The organism is Hymenobacter tenuis (assembly GCF_054780495.1).
This window is the reverse complement of record NZ_BAAGWF010000005.1, coordinates 20,169-43,669: the sequence shown is the minus strand read 5'-3', so window position 1 is coordinate 43,669 and position 23,501 is coordinate 20,169. Positions and strand designations below refer to the sequence as shown.

The following is a 23,501-nucleotide window of genomic DNA, read 5'->3' as shown; positions in this document are numbered from 1 at the left end:
ATAGTAACTGCTTTATAGTTTGAGGCGACGCCGCCGGCGCCGCAACACGTTTTCATTGCGCTCGGCATCATCTGCCCCGCGGCCATTGAGCAGGCCCAGCCCGGGCGCATCGAGCAGGGAGGGCGGGGCCGGATGTGTTTCGGGGTGAGCGCTGCCGAAAGAGCCGCTGGTCAAGGCGGGTGCTGCTACCACCTGCGCGGGCGTGGTGGTGCTAAGCCAGTTGAAGTAGTCCCGCAGCTGCTTGGCTTTATAGCCGGCCTCGGTGCCCTTGATGTTGTGGTCCTGATACCGGAAGCTGGTGCCGACCAACAGGCCCTGGCTATCCTGCTTAAAAGCCGCTTCTATTCCCTGGCCCTGCAGGTACACCGCTAACTGCTTCAGCGAGCGGGCGCGGCCCGTGCGCAGGGCCTCCGTGAGGGTCTGGTTTACAAACTGCCGGGCGGCTTCCCGCTCCGGGATGTGGCTCCTAGTGCCGATTGGCCAATCCGGCAGGGGCTGTAGCCCCAGCTGCTCGCGGATCTGCTGCGTGGCCTTCACGTTGCGAGCATAGTTCTGGGCGGTATCCAGGGCGGGGCCACCATCGGTGGGCACTCGGTTGATGTAGACGTGGATGTGCGGGTGGGCCTTATCCTTATGCTCATAGACCGCTACCTGGTGCCGGTCCAGGCTGGCTCCCATCAGTTCGCAGTACAGGGCCGCCGCTCGTAGCTTCTGTTCCCGGCTTACCTGCTCCCCGGGCGCCCAGGATAAGGACGTATGCCAGACCGGCTTTTGGATCCGCCCACTCAGCTCGGCTACCGCCCGCATCTCGGCCGCGATGCCGTGGGCATCCACGCTGCCCACATTTGACACACTCAATAACTCGGATTGTTTGTTGGTCCGGTCCGACCGCAGGCCGGCCCCATACTCCAACGCGCCAGTGAAGTCAGAGCCGATAGAAGTTTTTGCAATCATTTCAGTGTCTGTAAAAGGCGGGTCATAAGCTCATTCAGCACCGCCGTATTAGCCCCATTCAGCTGGCCGGCATTGGCTAATCGCACCAGATGATTCAGGTTATTGCCTATCGCGGCCAGGGCCTGCCGCAGCTCGGCGGGCACCTTCTCGACGATCTGTTTGCCCAGCGCTGCGCGGCGCACATAGTCTCCGGTCTTCAGCCCTGCGCGGGCCGCTTTCTTCTCAATTTCCTGCTTATCAGCCGTGCTGATGCGCAGGTTGATGTGGTTGTCTTTCTCCCCGGCTGCCACCTGTTCAGCGGCAGTTTCGGGCGATGGCTTCTGTTCCATGTTGGTTTCCGGGTGGGCTTACCTCGGCGAGCCCAGAGAACTAGCTTGCGTCAAGTTCTCTGGTGACTTTGAGCAGGCAAACTCTTGGTTTGTGCGCACAAAGTCATGGCTCGCTGAACAACTACAGGGGCTACAGCAGAAATGCTAGGGGGGGCCTAGAATGAAGCCAGCGGCGCAGGAAAGTGCTGGCTACTACCGGGGGGCGGAAATCGGTTTGCTTTCGATACTTAAGCAGTTAGTTGAATAAGTGATAAGCTGTCTTGATATAGGTCTAATTAGTTAATTATATAACTATTTAAATAACGACATAAGCAAAGCCTTATATAAGTCATTGGGTAGAGCGGTAAGTAGGCAGGTGAATGCTTGGATATAAGAGTGTCTGATTGCAAAGTCAAAGCTTTATGAAGTTGAAGAAATGAACAAGCAATTCCAGCGTTAACTAACTCAACAGCAAATCCTCGGCGCAGAATGAAAAATGATGATTTCATTTTTATATTGTTTGATACTTAGATAGTCACTTTTACTTTTAATTCCGTATTTAGGTGAAAAACAAACCCAAATTTCTGCGGATCAGCATCCGAGTCGCACCCATTTTTTCCACCCCTCAACCACCCGTTTCGGTATGAGCACGACCAGATACGTTTCCATATCATCCCAGAAGGGTGGGGTTGGTAAAACGACCATCAACATCCTGGCTGCTTCCGCCTTCCATTTCCTGGCCAGGCAGGAAGTTGCCGTCATCGACTGTGACTATCCGCAGCACTCGCTGGAAGGCCTGCGCAACAAAGAGCTGGAGCTCCTGCAGGCCAACGCAGATCGCACGGCCGACTTCCAGGTTCACGACCGACCAGCTTACCCTATCGTAGCCTGCGAGGTACAAGAAGCGCTGGACGTGGCCAATGAGATGGAGGGTCAGTTCGACCTTGTCTTTATCGATACCCCCGGTACCATCAATGTCCCAGGCATCATCGAGCTCTGGAAGCATATCGACCACATCTTCATCCCCATGGAGGCGGACCGGCTAAGCGTAGAAGCTACCCTGCCATTCGCCTCGGTGCTGGATAAGTTTATCAAGGGGCAGCCCGGCAGCCGGTTAAAGGGATATTATGCTTTCTGGAACAAGCACGTCAAGAGTGAGAAGCAGGATTTCTACCACGTGACGGAAGGGCACTTCGCCCAGCAGGGCATTCCTTTTATGCAAACCCGCCTGGAGCAAAGCGTCAACTACAAAAAGGACGCGATGCGCTCCACCATGTTCCCCTTAGGGAAAGAATACATGCGCCTTGGCATCAGTGGACTGATTCAGGAAATGGCCGACATCATCTTCAACGACGCGGTTCCGCGTCCGATAGGGGAGGCCACCACCAGTGAAGCTACCACCCACTAATCTCCTCCTGTCGTCATGACTACACCGACAAAACCCGATAACGCTACCAATCTGAATACCGTGATGGAATTCGTTCGGAAACGGCCCGCTCCGTCCACCGAAGCGGAATCAGTAGAAACCACCACACTACCACTCCCGGCGCAACCTGAAGCGGCTGCGGCTCTCATAGCGGCCCCGTTGCCCGCACCTGCTCCCGAAAAAGAACAGGCGGGAAGAAGAGAGCAGGCCGCGGCCCCCGCTGGCAAGGTCGATTATACCCAAACCTTCCTGCAGCCCGTCCGGGCGAAGAAAGGCAAGGCGGTATATATCGATGAGGATACCCACGCCGCGCTGATCAACATTGCGCAGACGTGTGGTATTCCGCTATCCGACCTCATGATCAATCTATCCGCTCATCACTTTAAAACCTTCAGTGCCGACATCCGTGCGGTACTGAGTGAGAGAGAGAAGCTTAACAAAAAGCAGCTTCCCTACTAGCCTCTCCTGCCGCCTGCTGTGACCTTTCGCCACCCCCCGCCAAAAACGGGGTGCAGGCTACTGCCTTGGCTTGTTTTTCCCACCTCTACCACCAGCGATATGCTTCAAATGATCTCGTGGTCGCAGTTCCTTTCCTGGATGGCGGTCCTGCTCGTCTTGTATTATGCGTACGTGGCCCTCTTCTACTACCGGGCCGAACTGGTGGCCTGGGTGCGAAAGCAAGGCAAAGGGACCGTACCACCACCGCCGGGGCCTTCGCCAGGCCTTCCAGCTCGTGGGCCCCTAATCACCACGCTGGCCGCCGTCCTGCCCAGCGCGCCTCCGTCAGAAGCAGAGACCGGCCCGGCAGCTGATCCGGCAGGAGAGGAGCAGGCTGAGCAGGAACCTCGGGAAGAAAATGAGGGTCAGTCAGCACACCCAAATGAAGAAGTTTCCGCAGAGGGGGAAGAAGAAAATAATGATATAATCATTTCTGTTCAAGCAAATAATGATGAAATCACTAGCTTAGAGACTACAAACCAACCTGAGACGGGCGCAGCAGGCCAAGAGGAAGAGGTTGACCTGGATCACACAGTAGGAGTTGATCAGCTCAGTAACTATTTCGAGTGCGCAGCGGAGGGAAAACTTACCGAGCAGGAGGTAGTCGAAGCGGTACCAGCCCTGGAAAACACCGACTTGCTGGTCGCCTTTTTCAAGGCACGCACGAAGGAAGCGCAGCGCACCACCTCGGCCCTTTACCAGGGGATTTCCGAGCCGGAAGCCGTTGCCAGCTAAACGTTATTCACCATTCACCTTCACACTATATATTCCATGTCTAAAATCCCTTATCTCCGTAGGGCGCGGGTAGCGCGCCGGCGTCAGCCCGTTGCGTTGCTGACGATGGTACTGGTTCTGGCCGCTGCTACTGCCACCTGGGCGCAGGGCAGCGGGGCCGCGGGCATCGAGCAGGCCACCTCCGAAGTGACCAGCTACTTTGACCCAGCTACGAAGCTCGTGTATGCCATCGGCGCAGTCGTTGGCCTGGTGGGCGCGGTCAAGGTGTACAGCAAGTGGAATTCGGGGGATCAGGATACGCAGAAGACGGCCACGAGCTGGTTTGGCAGCTGCATCTTCCTCGTGGTGGTGGCCACCGTCCTACGGGCCTTCTTCCTGTAAGGCCATGAGCCAGTACCCATTGAACAAGGGCATCAACAAGCCCGTCGAATTCAAAGGGTTGCTCGGACAGTACATCTTCTACCTACTGGGTGGGCTGGGTGGCGTGTTCCTTTTCTTTATCGGGATCTACGTCGCCGGCGTGAACACCTACTTGGCCGTGGCGCTGGCGCTGGGTTTGGGCTTTGCCTGGACTACCCGCGTGTTTCAGCTCAACGCCAGGTACGGGGAGCATGGGGCCATGAAGCTGCGAGCCCGGCAGCGGCAGCCCCGCTTGATCGTGAACCGCAATGCCCGCCTGTTCAAAGACCTGAAGCACTTATGAGCAATCTGCTGCTACCCTCGGCTACGCTGGAGACCAAGCAACCCATCTACAAGGTGGAGTCGGACTGTCTGATCAGCAAGAATGCCGACATCACGGTGGCCTTCCGACTGGAGTTGCCGGAAATCTTCACCCTCTCGGCCAGCGACTATGAGGCGCTGCACTCGGCCTTTGTGAAGGCTATTCGGCTGCTGCCCAACCATACCATCATTCACAAGCAGGATTGGTTTGTGGAAGACCGGTACGCTCCGGGCCACGAGCAGGAGCGTACGATGCTGTCCCACGCCTACGAGCGCCACTTTTTCGAGCGCCCCTTCCTCAATCATTCCTGCTACCTGCTGCTGACCAAGACGCCCACCTCCCGGGAGAACTGGAACAGCTTGGCCACGCTGCTTTCCCGCTCCAAGATCGTTCCCAAGGAAATGATGGATGAAAAGGCCATGACCAGCTTTTTCAACGCAGTAAGCCAGTTTGTGCGGCTGCTGGAGGATTCCGGTATACCCTGTACCCGGCTCACCAACGATGATCTGGCCGGCACCGAATCCACCACCGGGCTGCTGGAAAAGTACCTGGCCCTGAGCATGAGCGATGCGGCTCCCATGGTGGATCTGGATTTGCGCAATGGTCTAAAGGTGGGCAGCAAGCATTGCCAATGCTACTCACTGGGCAATCTGGATGATCTGCCCCTGGCCCTCGATACCGATGTGAAGTACGACAAGCTCAGCACCGACAAAACTCACTTCGCCGTGGGCTTCGCGGCGCCGGTGGGACTGCTGCTGGGCTGCAACCACATCTACAACCAGTACCTGTTTCTTGACGACCACGCCAAGACGCTAAAAACCTTTGAGAAAAAGCGCGACAACCTCAATGCGCTCTCGCTCTACTCGCGGCAGAACTCCATCAACAAGGATTTCTACGACCGGTATCTGAACGATGCCCACTCCCTGCAGAAGCTATCGGTACGGGCGCATGCGAACGTGCTGGTGTGGACCGAACAGGAGCAGGAGCTAAAGGAGCTGCGCGACCTGACCAGTGGCCAGATTGCCAAGATGAACTGCCGCCCCCGGGAAAACACGGTGGATATCGGGGCCCTGTTCTGGGCGGGCATTCCGGGCAACGCCGGCGACTTCCCCAGTGAGGAAAGCTTCTACACCTTCGAGGACCAGGCCTGCTGCCTGTGGAACGTGGAAACCAACTACCGCAATTCCAGCTCCCCCTTCGGTATCAAGCTTTCCGACCGCATCACCGGCAAGCCCGTGCACGTGGATATTTCGGATGAGCCGATGCGCCGCAACGTGACCACCAACCGGAATAAGTTTATCCTGGGGCCGTCCGGCTCGGGCAAGTCCTTCTTCACCAATGGCATGGTGCGCCAGTACCACGAGCAGGGCACGCACGTGCTGCTGGTCGATACCGGCAACTCCTACAAGGGCTTGTGTGAGCTGAAGGGTGGGGTATACTTCACCTATGAGGAAAACAACCCGATCAGCTTCAACCCCTTTTATGTAGTCGGAAAACCCGACGTGGAAAAGCGCGAAAGCCTCAAAACGCTGCTGGTGACGCTCTGGAAACGGGAAGATGAGAAGGTCAGCCAGTCGGAGTACGTGTCGCTCTCGACGGCTATCACCCAATACTACCTCATGCTGGAGACGCGGCGCGACGTGAAGGCCAGCTTCAACACCTTTTATGAGTTTCTGCAGGGGCCATTTAAGGCGCACCTAGCCAGCTTGAGCGTGCGGGAGCAGGACTTCGATATGCAGAACTTCCTCTACGTGCTGGGGCCGTTCTATCGGGGTGGGGAGTATGACTATCTGCTCAACTCGGAGCGTGACCTGAACCTGGTGCAGGAGTCGTTTATAGTCTTCGAGCTCGACAACATCAAAGATCACCCCATCCTGTTCCCGGTGGTGACGCTCATCATCATGGATACCTTCATTGCCAAGATGCGCACGCTGAAGGGCATCCGGAAGATGATCCTGATTGAGGAAGCCTGGAAAGCCATCGCCAAAGAGGGTATGGCTGAGTACATCAAGTACCTGTTCAAAACCGTCCGCAAGTTCTTCGGCGAGGCGGTCGTCGTCACCCAGGAGGTGGATGATATCATTAACAACCCGATTGTGAAGGATACCATTCTCAACAACTCGGACTGTAAGATCCTGCTGGATCAGAACAAGTTTCTGAACCGCTTCGAGGACATTCAAAAGTTGCTGGGCCTGAATGAAAAAGAGAAAGCGCAGGTGCTCAGCATCAATCTGAATTTGCGACCCGGCCCGAAATACAAAGAGGTCTTTATCAGCCTGGGCGGCCGGGTGTCGAAGGTGTACGGGGTAGAAGTCTCCCTGGAGGAGTACGTGACTTACACCACCGAGGAAACCGAGAAAATGCAGCTGTTCAAGAAGGTTGAGCAGGGCATGGACATCAGCTCCGCCATCCGCTCCTATGCCAGCGACCTGTGTGAAGGCGTGCCCGCTTAGTCTATTCCATTCACTTAGCTCCCGTTGCCAGATGAAAAGACTTGTATGGGCGTTGGCCCTGGCCAGCCTGTTTACCAATTGCGGCCCGGATGCCGCCTCTCAGAAACTGGCCGATGATGCCGAGGCCCGCGTAGCGGCCGCCGTGCAGCGCATCATGGCCCAGGTGCCGGACAAGGCCGCGACCACCAACTACTTATCCGTCGTGCACTCGTGGTACCAAAGCGAAGTGCCTAACACGATTAAGCTCAACCCCAAGACGGAACGCATCTATCAGGCCCACGCCGAGATACTGCAGGAGGTGGCCGCCAATGAGCCCAAGCTGATCGAGCAGCCGGCCGTGACCGTGAATCAGGCCCAGGGCATCCGGTCCGGGTATAAAAAGCTAGTGGATGAAAGCACGGCCAACGTGGGGGAGCTCTCGGCGCTGGCCAACGGCAAAACCACCATGAGCGAGGCTGACCAGCTGCACTACGTCTCAGAGCTGGCCGACAAGCAAACCAAACAACTGGCCCTGGTGAAGTACTTCACCAAGCGCACGGCGGCAGGCTTGGCCCAGCTCCAGCAGCAGGAAACCAACAAGAAACTGATGCGCAGCACCTGGGGCCACGACTAGCCCTCATCCTCCACTTATTCTGTAAGGTTATGAAGAAGATACCGGTACTACTTTCCGCAGGCTGGCTCTTAGCCACTATGCCGCGCCTGAGCCACGCCCAGGCTATCGTTTCGGCGCCGGTGCTGGAGGGAACCAACTTCGTGCAAACCGGCCTGCAGGCGACCTTGAAAGCGCTCAGCACAAAAGCCAATACCCTCGTCAATGATGGGGTGGTGGAGCAGGTTCTCACCAAGCAGTTTACGGAGAAGAACATGCTGCTGCACAAAAGTTGGTACGACGGGCTGCTGCAGATCAGTAGCACGATCCGCACCTACCGGCGCGTGCAGCACATCTTCGAGCGGCAGGCGGCCATCATCACCATCTACTCCAACTACATCGGCAAGTTCCGGGCCGATAGCCACCTGACGCCGGCGCAGGTCGATGGCATGGTGCGCGGCTACACCGTGCTGATCAAAGAAAGCGCCGGCTACCTGGATGATCTGACGGCCGTCATTTCCCCGCTGAAGGCGAAGATGACGGATGCCGAACGCATGGAGCTGATTGATGCCCTCGACGACAAGGTAACGCATCAATATGAGCTCGTTTCCTACTTCACCCGACGCAACATGGCCATCTCCCTGCAGCAGGCCCGTGAAGCAAGGGACCTGGCCACCATTAAAAAGCTCTACGGGCTCCAGTAGATGAAAAAGCGCATCCTACTTCTGTCCGTGGGTCTCCTGCTGCTGAGCCTGTCGGCCCGGGCCCAGCTGATTATTTCGGCCCCCATTGCCGAAGGTCAGGCCAGCAAGCAGGCTGGCCACCAGGGTATGCTCACCACGCTGCGCGCCCTGGGGAATACTATCGTCCAGAAAGGAACCAGCGCGCAGGCTATAACCAAGGCCCTGACTGATCAGACAGCCGCGATGCATGAGGAGTGGTACGCCAGCCTGCGGAAGATCAGCACGGTCGTGCGGGGCTACGAGCGGGTAAAGACGATCTGGAGCTATCAGGATAAGACTTTGGCCCTCTACACGCAGAACATCACCCAGCTGCGCCGCAACCCCTACCTGACGCCGGGGCAGATTCAGGGCATGGTGAAAGGCTACACGGTGTTGCTGGCGGAGAACGTGGCCCTGCTCGATGACCTGTCCATCATCCTGACCCCACAGGCCGCCGAAATGACCGACGCCCAGCGGCTGAAGTTTATCAACCGCATATCCGATAAGGTGACCCATCAATATCAGCTGGTGTCATACTTCACGGCCCGCAATCAGGCGATGGCCGCCGAGCAGACGCGGGAGGCCCGCAGCCAGCAAACCCTACGCACGCTGTACGGCCTACAGAATTAACTGGATACTAAAAATAATTATTCAACTACCTACTTACTCCCTTATGCTCCTGGCCTTCCTCCTTCAAGTATCCGTGCCGTTTCGCTCCCTGCAGGAACTGCTCAATACGCTTTACGATGAGATGCTTCCCCTGTGCTCGGATATGATCAACCTGGGCCGGGCGCTGGGTGGTTTGGGCGCGCTGGTTTATATAGCGGGCAAGGTGTGGCGTAACATGGCGGCTGCCGAGCCTATTGATGTGTTCCCCCTGCTGCGCCCCTTTGCCATCGGCCTGGCTATTACCTTCTTCCCCGCTATGCTCGGCCTCTTCAATGGGGTGCTGGGCGGTATCACATCGGCAACGGCCTCTATCGTCGATACCCAGAATCAGAACATTATTCAGCTGCAGGAGCGCAAGCGGGAGTTGCTGGCGGCGCGTCCGGAGAATGCTCCCTTCCAGTCGGATGAGAACTTTGAAAAGGAACTGGAGAGCAAGGACGCGTTGGACTTCGGCGGCAAAGCCTCGCTCTACTTCGACCGGATGGCCTACGATGTCAAGAAGAACTTTCGGGAGTGGCTGAAGGATGTGCTGGAGCTGGCCCACGACTCGGCGGCCCTGGTAATCAACACCATCCGCACCTTCTTCCTGATCATCCTGAGCATCATCGGGCCCATCAGCTTCGGCTTTGCCATCTGGCCGGGCTTCGAGGGCACGCTCACCAACTGGATTGCCCGCTACATCAACGTGTTTCTGTGGTTGCCGGTGGCCAACATCTACGGCGGCATTATCGCCAAAATTCAGGTGCTCATGCTCAACCTGGACATCGAGCAGATCCGATCAGGTGGGGACCTTGATACGGCCGATTATGGCTACCTGATCTTCCTCGTGATTGCCATCTGCGGCTACTTCACTGTGCCTACCGTCTCGAACTGGATTGTCGCTGCCAGCGGCATGAGCAACGTGCTCCGGTTCGCGACCAACGTCGGCGGGAACGCGGCCAGCACGGCCGGCGCCGCCGCTGGGGGCGTGGCGGGGCAGGTGGCCGGGCGCACCCTCGCCGCGGGCAAGTCCCTGCTCGGGGGCGGCAACGGCTTTAACAACACGGCGGCTTAATCACCCTTACGACCGATAGCTTATGTTCCGCTCCCTGAAGAATATTGATTCGGCCTATCAGCAGACCAAAACGCTGGCCCTGCTCTTCATGCTGCTCTGCCTGGGCGTGGCCGGCTATGCCGTCTATGCTTCGCAGCGCACCGCGCGCGAGGCCCAGGGCCGCATCTACGTGCTGGATCAAGGCAACCTGCTGCTGGCAGTTTCTCATAATGTAAAGGAGAACCGGCCGGTAGAAGCCCAGGACCACGTCAAGCGCTTCCATGAGTACTTCTTCTCGCTGGATCCAGACGCGAAGGCCATTGAGTACAACATTAGCCAGGCCCTGTTTCTGGCGGATCAGAGTGCGCGCCGGGCCTACGACAACCTGAAGGAGAGTGGCTACTACAACGACCTGATTCAAGCTAACATCAGCCAGGATATCAAGGTCGACAGCGTAGTGATCAGGGCGGCTTCTTATCCCTACTACGCCAAGTGCTACGCCCACGAGCAGATCATCCGGGCCTCGTCGGTCACGACGCGCAACCTTATTTCGGAATGTTACCTGCGCGACGTGTCCCGCTCCACCAACAACCCGCACGGCTTTATCATGGAGCGCTGGCGGGTACTGCAAAACAAGGACCTGCGCACCGACCGGCGCTAGCCGCGGGCCTTCCCACCTCCAAAGCTGTCTAGATATGAGCACGATCAAGCACACCCAGGAGTTTATCAACCGGCGCAAGCTGATGACCATGCTGCCCGTTTTCGTGGCTCCTACGCTGGCTATTCTGTTTTTTCTGGCCGGAGGGGGCGAGGGTACACCCGCCGCGGCTACCGCTGACGCCAACCAGAGTGGTATCAATATGTCGCTGCCGGCGGCGGGCAACAACGCCCTGTACGAAAGCAAGCTCGATGCCTACAAGGCGCCCCAGGATAGCACCCGCCGCAACAACCTTTCCTTTGCCCCCGCTCCGGAGGCCGACACTACTCCGGCCGTGGACTCGGCAGCTACAGCGGGCATCAACTACGCGGTGCATCCGGGGCAAACCCAGCAGCCCTTCGACCCTAATCAGGATCCTAATGTGGCGGCTGTGCAAAGCCGCATGCAGCGTCTCCAGCAGCAGCAGGCGGCACCTGAGCCACCTTCATCAGGTAGTAGCGGGGGAGGAGCGAGCTATGCTGCCGCGCAGGCGCGCAGTGTAAAGGATGATCAGCTGGATCAAAGCCTACAGGAGCTGGATGTACTGCGCCAACAGTATGAGCAGCGACTGACGGCCCTTAATACTCCAGGTGGGGCGGCATCTCCAGCGGTGGCCCCCAAGCCGGCCCCAGTGAAGAAAGGAGTGAGTGTGGTTACGGCCGAAACCCCGTCCGTGGTGAGCCGTCTGAATAATGGCAACGTGGCGCGTAGTACAAAACGCAAGGCCGCGAAAGGCCCCGAAACCAACAGCTTTCATAGCATCGGCGAGCCCACCAGACCTAGTGCTACAGGCATGAATGCCGTGCCGGCTGTAGTCCATTCCGACCAGGTGGTAAGCCAGGGCTCCACTGTCAAGCTGCGCCTGCTTTCCGATGTGGAAATTCAAGGCCAACTGATTCCGCGCAATAGCTTTATCTACGGCACCTGTGGCATTTCCGGCAACCGCCTGACGATTAAGGCAGCCAACGTGCAGTACGAAAACAATGTGTTCCCCATCAGCCTGAAGGCCTTTGATCTGGACGGCAATGAGGGCCTGAACATTCCCGGCTCCGTCGAGCGGGACGCCGCCAAACAGGGCCTGGCCAGCGGGACCAGCAGTGCGGAGCTGCTGGCCATGTCGCCCAACCTGGCTACGCAGGCCGCCGGCGTGGCCCTGCAAACGGGCAAGGCCCTGACCGGCAAAAAAATCAGGCAGGTTAAGATTCATCTAAAAGCCAACTATCAACTGCTCCTCAAATGAGACTCTACCCACTGTTTACGCGTCTGGCTTTCGTGGCCCTGTCCGTATCCGCTGCCCCTGCTCTGGCCCAAACAACGGCTCAGGCGGGTGCCGCCCCGATGCAGCTCCAGCAGCATAACTTTATCGGCTCGTATCATTTAGGCGTAGGCTTCCAGAAAACAACCCACCTGATCTTTCCGCAGGCCGTGACCTACGTGGATCTGGGCAACGTAGGCATTATTGCCGACAAGGTGAAGGGGGCGGAAAACATCGTCAAAGTGAAAGCCAACGTAACCGGTTTCCCTCAAACCAACATGACGGTGGTAACGGCGGATGGCCGCCTGTACTCGTTTCTGGTGGACTATGAGGCCAACCCCAGGGTGGTGAACTACAACCTGGCGGAAGGCAATACGGAGGACTCGGCATCGCAGCCGCTGGCGCGCCTGGCCAACGGCAACCTGACGCAGACGGAGATGGAAAACTACTCCCGCGCGGCCCTCAAGGAGAAGCGCAGGGTGCACCTGAAGGAGAACAGGAACGATGTGACGCTGGCCCTGCAGGGTATATATACTCAGGGCGACACCTTCTTCTTACCTCTGTGGATGCAGAACAAAACCAACATCAACTATGATGTAGACTTCGTAAAATTCTACATTCGTGATAAAAAGAAGACCAAGCGCACGGCCGAGCAGGAAACCGAAGTGGCACCGCTCTACGTGTTCAATGCGGGTCAGTCCAAGATTGCCGGCCCGGGTGAACTGGAGCGTGTGTACGTGCTGCGCAAGTTCACCATACCCGACGATAAGAATCTGGTGGTCGAGATGTTCGAGCGCGGTGGCGGCCGCCATCTATCGTTCAACGTGAGCAATGCCGACATACTTGAGGCCCGTAAGCTGACCCAGTAGGCCTAGGCCAGTGGCAATACAAAGGGGGCGCTTACCGGATTGGTAAGCGCCCCCTTTGTATTGATGTTCAGTGTGGTGCACTGCCGGGTTCTAGGCAAATCCGTATAATAAACTAATAGAATTTATAAGTTGGTTTTATGCGTGCTTTCCTACTTATCCTACTCGTGCCTATTTTTCTCTATAGCCCTTGCGCGCCTAATTGGGGCAGCCAGGTAGTCAACCTCTCTCTGGTGCTCTGGCTCTTCTCCGTAATAGGTCGGGCCGTATCTAGGCGACGGTACCATTAAGTCGATAAACCTTTTCGATTCCTGTGCTGTCTACTCCTTTCAATTATGGCGTTATTTCATCTTTTAGTAAGTGGAAATAATTCTACGCTAAGTCTAAAAAGTACTCTTCCGACTGCCTGAGCGAAGGTTTGATGATGGTGTCACAGAAAATGTACGTTTTAGTGGCTGTTGAACTACTGCCTGCATCGTACGGTCACTGCCTTCCCGGAAGGCATAAACGTGGTTAAAGTGGTCGAGGTAGTAGGCAGCCCGTTCCACAAACTGTGGTTTGGATAGTCCATTAGTTTGTTCTCGGTCTAAGGCTGCGCGCTGATGGCGCCCAAGTCGGAGCCAACGCGCCGGTGGTTGGCATAGGTCATCATATGGTCGGTCTGCACATTGGCCGCAGGCTTGTAGCACTGAAACCCTCGGTCCTGACGGGTTTCACCGGCCCACGGATACACGTCTTGGAATAAGTATCGGTACATAGCCCCGTAAGTGCTACTCGTCGAATTTGAGCGGGAGAGGGGATGGCGTAGGCCGGACCAACAGTGGGTTGCATAGGCTGTCGGGGATCAGCCAAGCCCACTTGTGCCCGAACATCAGGCGCTTAATTGATAAGTCGACTTTGAGGCGGTCAAGATGCGTCTCACTGGTTGCACGGACATTGTTATACAGCAGGCCATCGGCTGGGTTGATAAAGAGGCCGGCCATAAAGAGGAGCTTGTTGCACTAAGTTGGATTTACACGCTGCACGGCTAACCATATTAAAGTAGCTGTTACTTTAAGACAAAGAATGACTACCTATATTTGGTACTAAACTAAATGACAATGAAAAACAGCCTTTTACTCTTTATTCTATTTCTAGCTATTACTAGTCAGGCTAATGCACAACTTAACAGATATAGCACCCTGCCAGAGCAAAAGGTACAGACTAGGTCTAACACCAACCAACACAATTCTAACACGGCTCTAGAACAGAGGGCAGCAGGTCAAGTGGCTTATGACAGCCAAGTAAAAGAGTGCATTTCGCAGACCAAAGAGATGTATGAAAGTGCTGGAACTTACCCACAGTCAATATCTGATGGCTGGCACAATACCATTATGAACACAACGACCGGTAATGCCTGTGGATCCAATAGCTATCTAGTTGAAAACAACAGAATTGTAAAATGGAATTACGAGGGCAAACAGTACGTGGACATTACCAAGGGAGGTGTCATAACCAATGGTAAGGCCATATATTATATGGAGTTGGAAGGTGGCCAGCCACTCTACTTCACAGTATATTTTATGGATGATATACTGAAGAGGTAGACACCAACCTCATTGCGGGTTCCCCGTTACGATAATAGTTTTCGAGTCGAGCATACCCAGTCTAGGTCGGGCTCCTGCACGGCCTAGAACAAGCGTTGCCAAATGCCTTTTCGCGCCCAGTGCCGACTGCGTTTGCGAAAAGTGTCGTGCTTGCCAAAGCGCGCAGGCAGCGCCCGCCAAACGCAGACGTGGCGCACCACTCAGAACAAGACGTTGAGAAAGAGCCGGTTATCAGCGCCGGTTCGGCCCACAGCACCCGCTTTTCCCGATGGATGCGGGGCCAAAGCCGACTACGCATCGTCACTGATTTCATCCAGATTGCTCACGAACACAAAGATAATTGTTCGTGCAACCAAGTAACCCTTCCACACTTGGACTGCAAGAAACCGTACAGGAAAAAGGAATGTTCTACCCCCCAAGAAAACGGTGGTGCTAGCCAAGGTCCAGCCTGATTTTCATCAACGGGGGGTATTTGCCTTACTTTTCAAGTCAATAATAAATAACTGCGCGTCCTGAGTGGCATTAGGAGCAAATCGTACCAGTTCGGCCCTGAGTTGATCGTAGGCCCCCGCCACCTTAAAGGCATTAATACTGAGTGCAAACTCTTTTTGGTAGAATCGCAACACTTCACCGGACAAGCCGCCGTTGTTGGGGTATGCTTCGAAGAGCGAATTGGTGGTGTTATTAACAACGGCTTCCTCAAGGGGATAGTAGTTACTTACCAGACCAGACGATTGACTCTTGTTGCGCAAAAAATCAGCTAAGCTGTTAAGATTCGTGAATTGAAAAACCCAGTCATGGAGTCGTTCGTGCACAAACGAGTGGATGAAGCCATCCTTCATATAGGTATGAAACTTCTCAGCTGGATCCGTAACTGCCGGATAAATCGGCACAGGGCCTGCAGAACCGGCATTAAGGACGGTGTTTCTGTTAAAGTACATGACCTGCGTATTCGGATAAAGCTCCTTACCATATGTGGGGTAGATGAACCCGACCTGCAGAGGTCCGAAGTAAGCATTATTTGACGGCAGCGGTAGCGTGCCGTCAAAAGTGACAAAGTAGTTCTTTGTCATATTAATATAAGTCGCGCTGCGTGAAGCAGCTAGGAAATTCGTAGGCAGCTCCGCGGTTTTTTCGAATAAGGCAGTCTGTACGCTCGGCAATCGATGCTTTATGAGCAAAATAGCTCGAATTGTATAGTACACTAGGTACCGGTCCAACAGGGTATTATTTCGGGTGGCGATGTACAAATTCTCGTACTTATATACGTGCGCTTGCTCATCCGCGATCGCCTGATCCAAGTACTTGAAGTAAAATTGATCTTCGCTAAATAGATTCGTTTTAACGGGGTGAATCCGGCCTAGGTATACTAACTTTTTCGTGTTGTAAGGTACGCTAACTTCCAGTAATGGCTTGGCTGATTGGCTTTTAACAATACTTTCTATTTTCGCATCTATGGCTATCTCGCTCATATTTGATTGGTCAAATCCTTTCTCAATCACAACGTGCTTGGCTAGATCGAAGTCTGGGTACGCAACGCCTAGGGCTGTGGCAAGGTCGGGTAGGGGGGCTTGCCCAAACGCAAAGACGGGCAGGAAAAAGCTGAGTGTTAGGAAGGCTTTCATGCTAAAGAATGAATGGGCGGCTCATTGAGTGAGTGCTTGGGGAAAGCTCAATCGCTTCGTCCCGTTGATCGGCCGGTAATGACTCTCTGTCGTGAGTCGGCAGTTTTTTTATGTCACCCTGAACGAGGTGGGGGACATTACGCGACACAAGCCGCGCTACGAACTGACCCTATCAAGGCTGTTGCTTTGCTTTTTGGGCCGCGGTCCGGGTAACGGCGCCACGGCAAAAGCGCTAGCCGAGCTAATCCAGGGCCCTAACAACGCGTGCTTGCCACTCCGCCGGAATATCAAAAGATTACCGCCGCTGCTGCTTCGCTCCCATGTACAAAGCCAGCGACCATTTCGCCGGCTTCACGCACTCGCCCCCAGTGCCGTTGCGGGTACGTGCTTTTTTTCGCGGCAAACACCAGCTTGGGATAGGCCTCTACGGCACCCTGATCACCTGCAAGGCCGGCGAAAGACTTACGGCACAACAATACCCTGTTGGGCAAATCCGGCCAGTATCCTGGAAATGTGTATTCCTTCGTTTTTCTTTATTGGTGCTCTTCCTGCAACCTGTTGAGGCTGCCCCCCCATGTGGTGTAACGCAATCACCCGTCCAGCCGCATCAAATACAGGGGAGCCGGAGGAGCCTCCCTGCGTGTCGGTTAGGTACTGTACGACCCGATCGTCTACAAAGGAAACCAAGTTGCGCACGTAGCCCAGTCTTTTGCGACTCCCGCCGGGATGCTGCACGATGTACGTGGCGTTGCCGGGTACCGGCTGCACATTGGTGCTCAGGCAAATGATTGGCCAAGAAGCCAGCAAGGGCTGGCTAGTTTGAATCACAGCCCAATCGTCCTCCTTGCTTGAACGGATTGTGTGTACGTCGCAACTGATGGGGGCAGGAGCCAACTCGCCGCCTTGCCCGTCGTCTTCGTACCGGAATTGGGCGGTGACCGCTGAGGCGGGAGCCCCCGTGTACTGGTCGTGCAGCACGTGCCAGTTGGTAAGCAGCAGCTTCTCGCCAATGCGGAAACCAGTGCCGAAATATGGCAAGCCTTGAATCGTCACGAGCAAACGGCACACGGCTGGTGCCAGGGCAGCCAAGGAGGTGAGGGTTGTGATGAGCTGCGGAATTTTGCCAACCTCGATGGTCAGGTCGTCGTAGTACAACAGCGCCTCCGGCTCAGAAATGGAGTCGTCCTGCCGAAGGAATGGGCTGGGGTCCACTCCAGTACTGGGCTCCGCATCAAGCACCGGCTGCACATTATTGAGCAAACTTCTCAGAAAAGGGCGGGTCGGGCTGTTGACTGGCAGGATGTCGTACAGGTGCTGCACAAAAGCCCGCAGATTCCCTTCTGATGCCGATTGGTCAAGCAAATCACGCCAGAGCATGGCCGGCGATGAATCGGCAATAATCGCCAAGGTATCGATGTTTACCTCGCGTGCCAGGGCAAGCGCCCGGCGCACATCCGGATATGTTTGCGTCAGTTTAGTGTGCAAATCCCGGGCTTCGCGCGAGTGCCAGGGATAAGGAAACGCATCTAAGATGGACATAGTGCTTACAGGGCTAGGTGATCAGGTAAGTGTAACGCTTTGCGGCAGAGCATCTCCAGCGGATCCGGTCCGGTCAAGTATAAGCCAAGCGCAAGTGCGACGGGATTATTTGCTTTCTGTAGCTGGTTGAGGAATAAGTTTTCCTCAAACTGGTAGAAGTCTTCGCCTTTCTTTTCTGACTCCGCTACCTTCTCCAGCCAGCTTAGATCTACCCATCCGCCCTTGGTTTCTTTGATTTCGTGTTCTAGCACCTTCAGGGCAAAGTCGACACGGCGGCGGGGAGCGGCTATCGTCGTGGCACGACCCGTGCGCTTCATGTACCAGTCAACCAAGTTGTCGAGGTCAGGCATCATATTGCCCGCTACATTGGACGTGAGAGGTTGCCCTCGGAATGCCGTCAATGTACTCACCACCGACAGCGCCATACCAGTGGGGGGGGCGTCAAAACGGAACAATTCGTCCCAAGTCGCCTTCTGCAGTAAATTTGCGGTGCCTAGTTGCCAGCGCCGCTGGCTGAGTGCGGCCAGCCGCTTCACAAGTTCTAGGAGGGTAAGCGTGCGTTTGGCGCTCTTCCCGATAGGTAGAATCCTGGGCAGCTCAAGACCCGCTCGACCGCTCAACCGTTTAACACTCAGTTTTAACGCATGCGGATTCATGAGCTCACGCATGGAATCTAATTGCTGCAGTAGATCCTGGTCAGGCTGCGGCTCTAAAGGCAGTTGGATGCTGGATCCAAAGGACTCGAGGGGCGAGGCACTGCCCATTTTTCTAACCAAACTAGGCAGTATCACATCCAAGGCGGTCAGGTAGTGCACTGCTTTTCCCACTAAGGAGGGGATGTTGTCCAGCATGTGGGCCAAGTCCAGTTCCGTCTCCAAGTCCGTGGCCAAGCGTACTTGGGCGGCCTGCACGGCCAGTAAATCTATTTTACCTTCTGGGCTACTTTGCCACAAATACTTCCGGTCCAGTCGCCGAAGCAACCGTCTGGCCTCGCCCCGTCCGCCGCTCTGCACCGCGAGGTAGGCGGCCAGAACAGCTCGATCGCGCTCATCTTGGCTCTGAATTTTTGAAACACTACCGAGGACTTCACGGGCTAGGGGGGCGTTGTTGTTTGTACGCCACATTAACCATGCGTCATACAGTTTCAGCCGGCTGTCGGCTCTCCGCTCAGGCCGCTCGTTAAGATAGCGGACAGCCTGAGCGATATTGCCGTGAGCAATCATGTCGGGTAGTTGCTCGAGCAGTTGATTTTCCCACGCTAGGTGTGTTTCCAACGGCGTGGAAGCCTGCAGTAAGCGGTCCTTGAGCCACTGGTGGGCCATCGTGTTAAGTGGCTCAAATTCCGCCACGGCATCTTGCAGCAGTCGCGCGCAGTTTTCTTGCCAGGCCTGGCTTGCTCCCGCAAGGTCATTCAGCCGCAACCGGTGGTAAACGAGCTCCGCCGAATTCTCGACCTGATTTTGCGGCTGCTGGCTGTACCACATTGCCGCTCGCCGGTCGATGTCCCGCACCCGGGCCTGGTCATCCATCTCCAACAACCGCAACGTGGCAGCGCGCACATCCGAGCGAATGTAAAGGGCTTTTTGATGACTGGGCAGGGACAGGGCAAACCCCTTGGTTTGGGGCTCTTCGCTAACTAGGCTCAACTCCTGCAGGAGCAGCGCAAAGACTTCGGTGCTTGTCAACCCTGCCGGCAGTAGATGACCCAGAACCCCGGCAACTACGTCCTCCGTGAGGTAGCGTAAAACCAGCGCGTGGCGCGCAATGTCCCGCAACCGTGCATCGATCACTCGATCCAGCACGCGCTGGTAGAGAAACCCTTTGATCAGGGCTTGGGGTAACTCTTTGGGCAAGTCAATCTTGTCGCCTTTTTCTACCAGCTGAACAGCCAGCTTGAGGAACAGCGGAACGCACTCAGAAATTTTTACAATCTGTTCCACCTGTTCGGCATCCGTGACTCCGTTGCTCGTTAGCCACCGAACGGCATCCGCCGTGGCCATACCCTTCAACAACATAGTTTGAGCCTTATGCCCCCGTAAAGTAAGGTTTGCTACCGGAGCCCGTCCGCTTACGACTACGCGCAGGGTTGGCGCAATAGCTAGTACTACATCGAGTAGCTTCCAGATCTCGTTGTGGTCCAAGAAATGTTGCGCCACTTCAAATCCATCTAGGATCACCAGTACCGGCTCATCGGGCCCAAGGACAGCAGTCAGGGCCTGCGCAAACTCAGTGGCCGTTTTTTGCACAACGAAGGGCTGATGCTGGGGCGGCCCCGCAAAAGCGTTTCGCTGGATGTAGACTTGCTGGCTGAAAATCGATAGTACTGATTCTGCATCATTGGGTGCTAGGTCGGGGCGATCAAAATCTAGCCAGAGCAATAGAGTATCAGGTGCAAGGTCAAGCGCAAAGCGAGCCAGCAACGAGGATTTGCCCGAACCCCCGATTCCTGTCAGCACCATGGGTCCCCGGTCCGCCGCCTGATACCAGCTATGCAATTGGGCTAGTTCAACGCCTCGCCCCTGGAAGGCCGGGCCGGTAATCGTGGTCAACCGACTGCGCACGCGCCGCCGTTCGAGTTCTTCATCAATTTCTTTGGGCGTGGGCAGGGTCAGGTCTTTCCGTTCGAACCAGCGCACTACTTGGATCCAGTACGGCAGTTCTGCCTCCGGCAAAGTCGACAGCTTGCAGGACGGCTCCCGCAAAATGCGGTCGATAGTCGCCTGTCCGGGGTGGTCAATGAAACTGTCGCCTCTGGCCTCGCGAAGAACTGAAAGGGGGGCCGAATTCAGAATACGCTGGCGCTCACTCGTGCGCAACGTCCACTGCGCGGCCTCCGGGTCGACAATGAAGGGCTTAAGCGCTAATCGCTCCGGACCGGTAAACTTGCCCGGATCAAACTGCCATAACACGGCCGCTTGTAGCAATGCCTTATCAAACGCCGTTGAAGGGCCTGGATCTGGAGCAAGCGTATCGATCAGCAACGCCTGGGATGCTAACGCCTGGGATGCTGCTGCCACATCTACCAGCTTATGCAAGCGCGCTATTTCCAACCACGCCGAAGAATCGCGCATACTTACCAGCAGCGCGGTCAGTAGGCTGCCTTGGTTGAGCTCTTCATTGCCCTGCGTTCCTTTCTTGCTTTCATGGATGGCAATTACCTGCCACTGCGCGTTGACCACAGGGCTGCCCGATGATCCTGGCTGAGTAGCCGCGTCGTACTGCAGTTGCTGCCCCTCCGCCTGCACCACGTTGCCAATGCTGAGCTTGGGGGACCGGATACCTTCAGGGTGTTGCACGATCATTACCTGATCACCCGGTAGCGGGGATTCCGTGGCTAAGGATAATGCTGCCCCCTGAAGCGGTGTGTCAAGGCGCATTAACGTTACCAGGCCCGGGCCGCCATCTACGCTTTCCTTCTCTTTCCGAACCACTGTTGCCTTTATGCTCTCTAGCTGCCGCGCATGGTAGTAGCAATGATAGGCGGTGTCGGCCGTGGAATTGGCGAGGTAAAAGCTCGGAACGACAATTAAATCATCCGTAATCAACCATGCCGAGATTATCCCCGCACTGCTTTGCAGTCGGACAATTCCCCGCGCGGTGCCCTGCAGTCCCGCCACAAAGTCCTCAACATCTAAAATAGCGCTTGCTCTCACACTCATAGCTTTGTAACCAACAATTGCTGCATCGTTTGTTGAAGTGCTTGCGCAATCCGATCGATCCGGGAGCGCCCTGCCGCGTTTGCCGTCTGCGCATACGCTACCACCTGCGCCGAGAGCGTTTGAATTTGATCTTCAAGCATCGTCACCTGATGCCGCTTTGACCACGCGGCTAACACAAAAGCCACGTCGTGCTCGCTGACGTCCGAGCCGGTCAGCTTATCTCTGGTCCATGTTGCAGTATCCCATTTGACGGGCACTGGTCCATCGGGATAATTGATCAGCATCAAACGAAAATATTTGCTGAAGGCCGGGTTCTGCATCTGGATCACGAAGTGGTCAAAAAACTGTCGGATCTGACGATCCAACAGTGGCGCACCGCTGCTGTCTACGCCCAAATCATCGACAGCAATCCAGAGCTGCTTGGCTTGGGTCATGGCCGTCGCCTGCAGAAAACGGCACACGTCAGCGTACCAGGCATCTTCCGTGGTGTGGGCTTGGCTCCGGGTGGGTAACTGTTGCAGCGCCGCTACTCCCAGAGGACTAACCAGGGCCTTCATAACATCCTCAACGGTCGCCACCATTCCCTCCCGAATGTAAACTGGCTCGGCGCCCTGATTGCGGGCGAGGTGCGAAAACAGGTAGCGGCTGTGCGTTTTTCCACTACCCGATTCACCCAGCACCAACACAACCTTAAGACTGTTCTGCTCGGGTATCAGTCGGTCCAGCTGGCTGCGCAGCACCTTGCGATCAAGCAAAAAAATGTCATCGGTAATAAACAGCTCTTCGGTGGGCGACGGCGCATTTATGACAGCTACTATTTTCGCCTGGGCCACCGGGTTAGTAACCTTCTGTAGGACCAGATCGCATAATTGACGGAGCGCGCCGGCCGCAGCCAGTTTTTGTAGGGCATCATTCCATATAACATCAGGGCTGAGACCCTCCACGGCCAACGGTCGCAAACCATCCTTACAGGAATTGTACAACAGCGAGATCTGTCCCGCTCCCTGATAGACTTGAGTTAAGACCGCAGCGAATTCCCTGGCATCCTGACGGGCCATTGGATACGAAGTCGCGTCAAAGAAGGGGTGAGGCATAGGTAGCTACGATGATACAGGGTACTTCTACTGGCTGCCAGGCAATGGGCTTGTCAGCCGGCTTGTGTGATTTCGCGCAAAACCAAGTCTTTACTGACTACCCAACAGGGGCCACCGCAGGGCGCGCTGCGGCCTCAATTGTAATCAAAAGTCAAGTAAACAGCGCGGGTCAGCTATTCGCGACTGGTGGAGCGCAGGGTGCCATTTGCTAAGCAGTTGGGAGGCCCCCTACACTTTCCCGTTGCCGCCCCTGACATGGCAGGCCTTGGCACAGCATTTAAGGAGGCAGAAATTTATGGAATAATGGCGTCAGATCAAGCTCCAGCCGGGTAGTTCCGCCGTCAGTCTCGGCGCCAATGGTAAAAGGGCGCGATACACTGCTAAGATAGAGTTGCGCCGCATTGTTGACGGCGGCAATCACGGGGTCCGGATTGCGAAACGTGGGTGGCAGATGAAACCGTACCGCCTCGTGCAGGGGCTTGTCGTTAGTTGCCATGACCATTAGCTTCACTTGGTACTCCCCGGGGTGAGTGCCCTTAAGAAATTCCGCGCTCAGTTCGCGGCCGTTCGCAGATGGATGCCCACCCCACTTGCCTTTTTGTGGATCCGATCGGCCGTCTCTTTTATCCTTTGACTGGGTGTTTAGTCCACCAGCAACTTCAAAGGCGGGCTCTGGAAGCACCTCTTCACCAACTGATTGTTGCTGTAGCTGATTACTAGCTTCTTTGAGGCCCTTAACCCCTGCCTGCAGCTCTATCAGCACGAGCTCCATTCCGGCTGCTTTGAACGATCTCAGACGCGGCAGCAACAGCACTAATAAGAGCATGCCGATTCCCAGCAGAAAGAAGGGTATTGCGGTCGTATACCCGTCTTTTAAACAGTTCTTACACAGGTCGACGACTGGTTTTGTGTCCTTAAGCCGTTCGTAATTCCGGTTATGCAAGTCCAGAAAAGTATGGACAGTCCAAAACCCAACCCCGATCATGACACTGGCCAGCCCCGTAATCAGGGCCGTTAAACCTTTGCTGGCCGAATCCATAGAGCAACACGGAATATAAAGTGACTGGAACAA

General features: G+C 55.7%; 23 protein-coding genes. 14 read left to right on the top strand and 9 right to left on the bottom strand.

Annotation, left to right across the window (positions count from 1 at the left end; translation table 11 throughout):
* Window positions 1-12: 12 nt before the first annotated feature.
* Together ACYVGU_RS19515 and ACYVGU_RS19510 are read right to left on the bottom strand one after the other, a co-directional pair.
* Complete coding sequence (locus tag ACYVGU_RS19515) at window positions 13-954, bottom strand: relaxase family protein (RefSeq protein ID WP_460623447.1); 942 nt, start codon at window positions 952-954, stop codon at window positions 13-15.
* Complete coding sequence (locus ACYVGU_RS19510; RefSeq protein WP_460623446.1) at window positions 951-1,283, bottom strand: plasmid mobilization protein; 333 nt, start codon at window positions 1,281-1,283, stop codon at window positions 951-953. Before ACYVGU_RS19510 ends, ACYVGU_RS19515 begins: the two co-directional genes overlap by 4 nt.
* A 622-nt stretch (window positions 1,284-1,905) precedes the next feature.
* On the opposite strand from ACYVGU_RS19510, the gene ACYVGU_RS19505 reads away from it, so the two are divergent.
* The 13 genes from ACYVGU_RS19505 to traN all read left to right on the top strand — a co-directional run bounded on the left by ACYVGU_RS19505 (window position 1,906) and on the right by traN (window position 12,929).
* Window positions 1,906-2,670 carry a ParA family protein gene (locus tag ACYVGU_RS19505; RefSeq protein WP_460623444.1) on the top strand — a complete coding sequence of 255 codons (765 nt, stop codon included), beginning with the start codon at window positions 1,906-1,908 and terminating at the stop codon, window positions 2,668-2,670.
* A 15-nt stretch (window positions 2,671-2,685) separates the two neighbouring features.
* Window positions 2,686-3,147, top strand: coding sequence for a DUF3408 domain-containing protein (locus ACYVGU_RS19500; RefSeq protein ID WP_460623443.1), 462 nt, complete (start codon window positions 2,686-2,688; stop codon window positions 3,145-3,147).
* A 99-nt stretch (window positions 3,148-3,246) separates the two neighbouring features.
* The gene (locus tag ACYVGU_RS19495; protein WP_460623442.1) at window positions 3,247-3,921 is read left to right on the top strand and encodes a hypothetical protein; all 675 of its coding nucleotides are present in this window, start codon (window positions 3,247-3,249) and stop codon (window positions 3,919-3,921) included.
* Window positions 3,922-4,026: 105 nt separating this feature from the next.
* Window positions 4,027-4,302 (top strand): DUF4134 domain-containing protein, encoded by a 276-nt coding sequence (locus tag ACYVGU_RS19490; RefSeq protein WP_460623503.1) that lies wholly within the window; start codon window positions 4,027-4,029, stop codon window positions 4,300-4,302.
* 4 nt (window positions 4,303-4,306) lie between these two features.
* Window positions 4,307-4,624, top strand: a complete 318-nt coding sequence (locus ACYVGU_RS19485) for a DUF4133 domain-containing protein (RefSeq protein WP_460623440.1) — start codon at window positions 4,307-4,309, stop codon at window positions 4,622-4,624.
* Complete coding sequence (locus tag ACYVGU_RS19480) at window positions 4,621-7,095, top strand: TraG family conjugative transposon ATPase (protein WP_460623439.1); 2,475 nt, start codon at window positions 4,621-4,623, stop codon at window positions 7,093-7,095. The genes ACYVGU_RS19485 and ACYVGU_RS19480 overlap by 4 nt, the downstream gene beginning before the upstream one ends.
* A 31-nt stretch (window positions 7,096-7,126) precedes the next feature.
* A complete protein-coding gene (locus tag ACYVGU_RS19475) occupies window positions 7,127-7,708 on the top strand; it encodes a hypothetical protein (RefSeq protein WP_460623438.1) in 582 nt (193 codons plus the stop codon).
* 29 nt (window positions 7,709-7,737) lie between these two features.
* Window positions 7,738-8,388 (top strand): hypothetical protein, encoded by a 651-nt coding sequence (locus ACYVGU_RS19470; RefSeq protein WP_460623436.1) that lies wholly within the window; start codon window positions 7,738-7,740, stop codon window positions 8,386-8,388.
* The gene (locus ACYVGU_RS19465) at window positions 8,389-9,036 is read left to right on the top strand and encodes a hypothetical protein (protein WP_460623435.1); all 648 of its coding nucleotides are present in this window, start codon (window positions 8,389-8,391) and stop codon (window positions 9,034-9,036) included. It abuts the gene before it with no gap.
* Between the two features lie 43 nt (window positions 9,037-9,079).
* Window positions 9,080-10,129, top strand: coding sequence for a conjugative transposon protein TraJ (gene traJ, locus ACYVGU_RS19460; protein WP_460623434.1), 1,050 nt, complete (start codon window positions 9,080-9,082; stop codon window positions 10,127-10,129).
* 22 nt (window positions 10,130-10,151) lie between these two features.
* A complete protein-coding gene (gene traK / locus ACYVGU_RS19455) occupies window positions 10,152-10,769 on the top strand; it encodes a conjugative transposon protein TraK (protein WP_460623433.1) in 618 nt (205 codons plus the stop codon).
* Between the two features lie 34 nt (window positions 10,770-10,803).
* On the top strand, window positions 10,804-12,045 hold the full coding sequence (traM, locus tag ACYVGU_RS19450; protein WP_460623432.1) for a conjugative transposon protein TraM: 1,242 nt from the start codon (window positions 10,804-10,806) through the stop codon (window positions 12,043-12,045).
* Window positions 12,042-12,929 (top strand): conjugative transposon protein TraN, encoded by an 888-nt coding sequence (traN, locus tag ACYVGU_RS19445; RefSeq protein ID WP_460623431.1) that lies wholly within the window; start codon window positions 12,042-12,044, stop codon window positions 12,927-12,929. The genes traM and traN overlap by 4 nt, the downstream gene beginning before the upstream one ends.
* Before the next feature lie 583 nt (window positions 12,930-13,512).
* Here the strand turns inward: traN and ACYVGU_RS19440 are convergent.
* Entirely contained in the window at window positions 13,513-13,683 is a 171-nt protein-coding gene (locus tag ACYVGU_RS19440) for a hypothetical protein (RefSeq protein WP_460623430.1), read from the bottom strand.
* Between the two features lie 343 nt (window positions 13,684-14,026).
* On the opposite strand from ACYVGU_RS19440, the gene ACYVGU_RS19435 reads away from it, so the two are divergent.
* Window positions 14,027-14,512 (top strand): hypothetical protein, encoded by a 486-nt coding sequence (locus tag ACYVGU_RS19435; RefSeq protein ID WP_460623429.1) that lies wholly within the window; start codon window positions 14,027-14,029, stop codon window positions 14,510-14,512.
* Between the two features lie 83 nt (window positions 14,513-14,595).
* Here the strand turns inward: ACYVGU_RS19435 and ACYVGU_RS19430 are convergent, their stop codons facing one another.
* From ACYVGU_RS19430 to ACYVGU_RS19405, 6 genes are all read right to left on the bottom strand, one after another.
* Window positions 14,596-14,709: a transposase gene (locus ACYVGU_RS19430; RefSeq protein WP_460623428.1), complete on the bottom strand. Its 114-nt coding sequence runs from the start codon at window positions 14,707-14,709 to the stop codon at window positions 14,596-14,598.
* A 261-nt stretch (window positions 14,710-14,970) separates the two neighbouring features.
* A complete protein-coding gene (locus ACYVGU_RS19425) occupies window positions 14,971-16,137 on the bottom strand; it encodes a hypothetical protein (protein WP_460623427.1) in 1,167 nt (388 codons plus the stop codon).
* Between the two features lie 462 nt (window positions 16,138-16,599).
* The gene (locus ACYVGU_RS19420; RefSeq protein WP_460623425.1) at window positions 16,600-17,676 is read right to left on the bottom strand and encodes a trypsin-like serine peptidase; all 1,077 of its coding nucleotides are present in this window, start codon (window positions 17,674-17,676) and stop codon (window positions 16,600-16,602) included.
* Window positions 17,677-17,681: 5 nt separating this feature from the next.
* Window positions 17,682-21,335, bottom strand: a complete 3,654-nt coding sequence (locus ACYVGU_RS19415) for a trypsin-like peptidase domain-containing protein (protein ID WP_460623423.1) — start codon at window positions 21,333-21,335, stop codon at window positions 17,682-17,684.
* On the bottom strand, window positions 21,332-22,429 hold the full coding sequence (locus ACYVGU_RS19410; RefSeq protein WP_460623421.1) for a hypothetical protein: 1,098 nt from the start codon (window positions 22,427-22,429) through the stop codon (window positions 21,332-21,334). Before ACYVGU_RS19410 ends, ACYVGU_RS19415 begins: the two co-directional genes overlap by 4 nt.
* A 277-nt stretch (window positions 22,430-22,706) precedes the next feature.
* A complete protein-coding gene (locus ACYVGU_RS19405) occupies window positions 22,707-23,468 on the bottom strand; it encodes a hypothetical protein (RefSeq protein ID WP_460623420.1) in 762 nt (253 codons plus the stop codon).
* Between the last annotated feature and the right edge of the window lie 33 nt (window positions 23,469-23,501).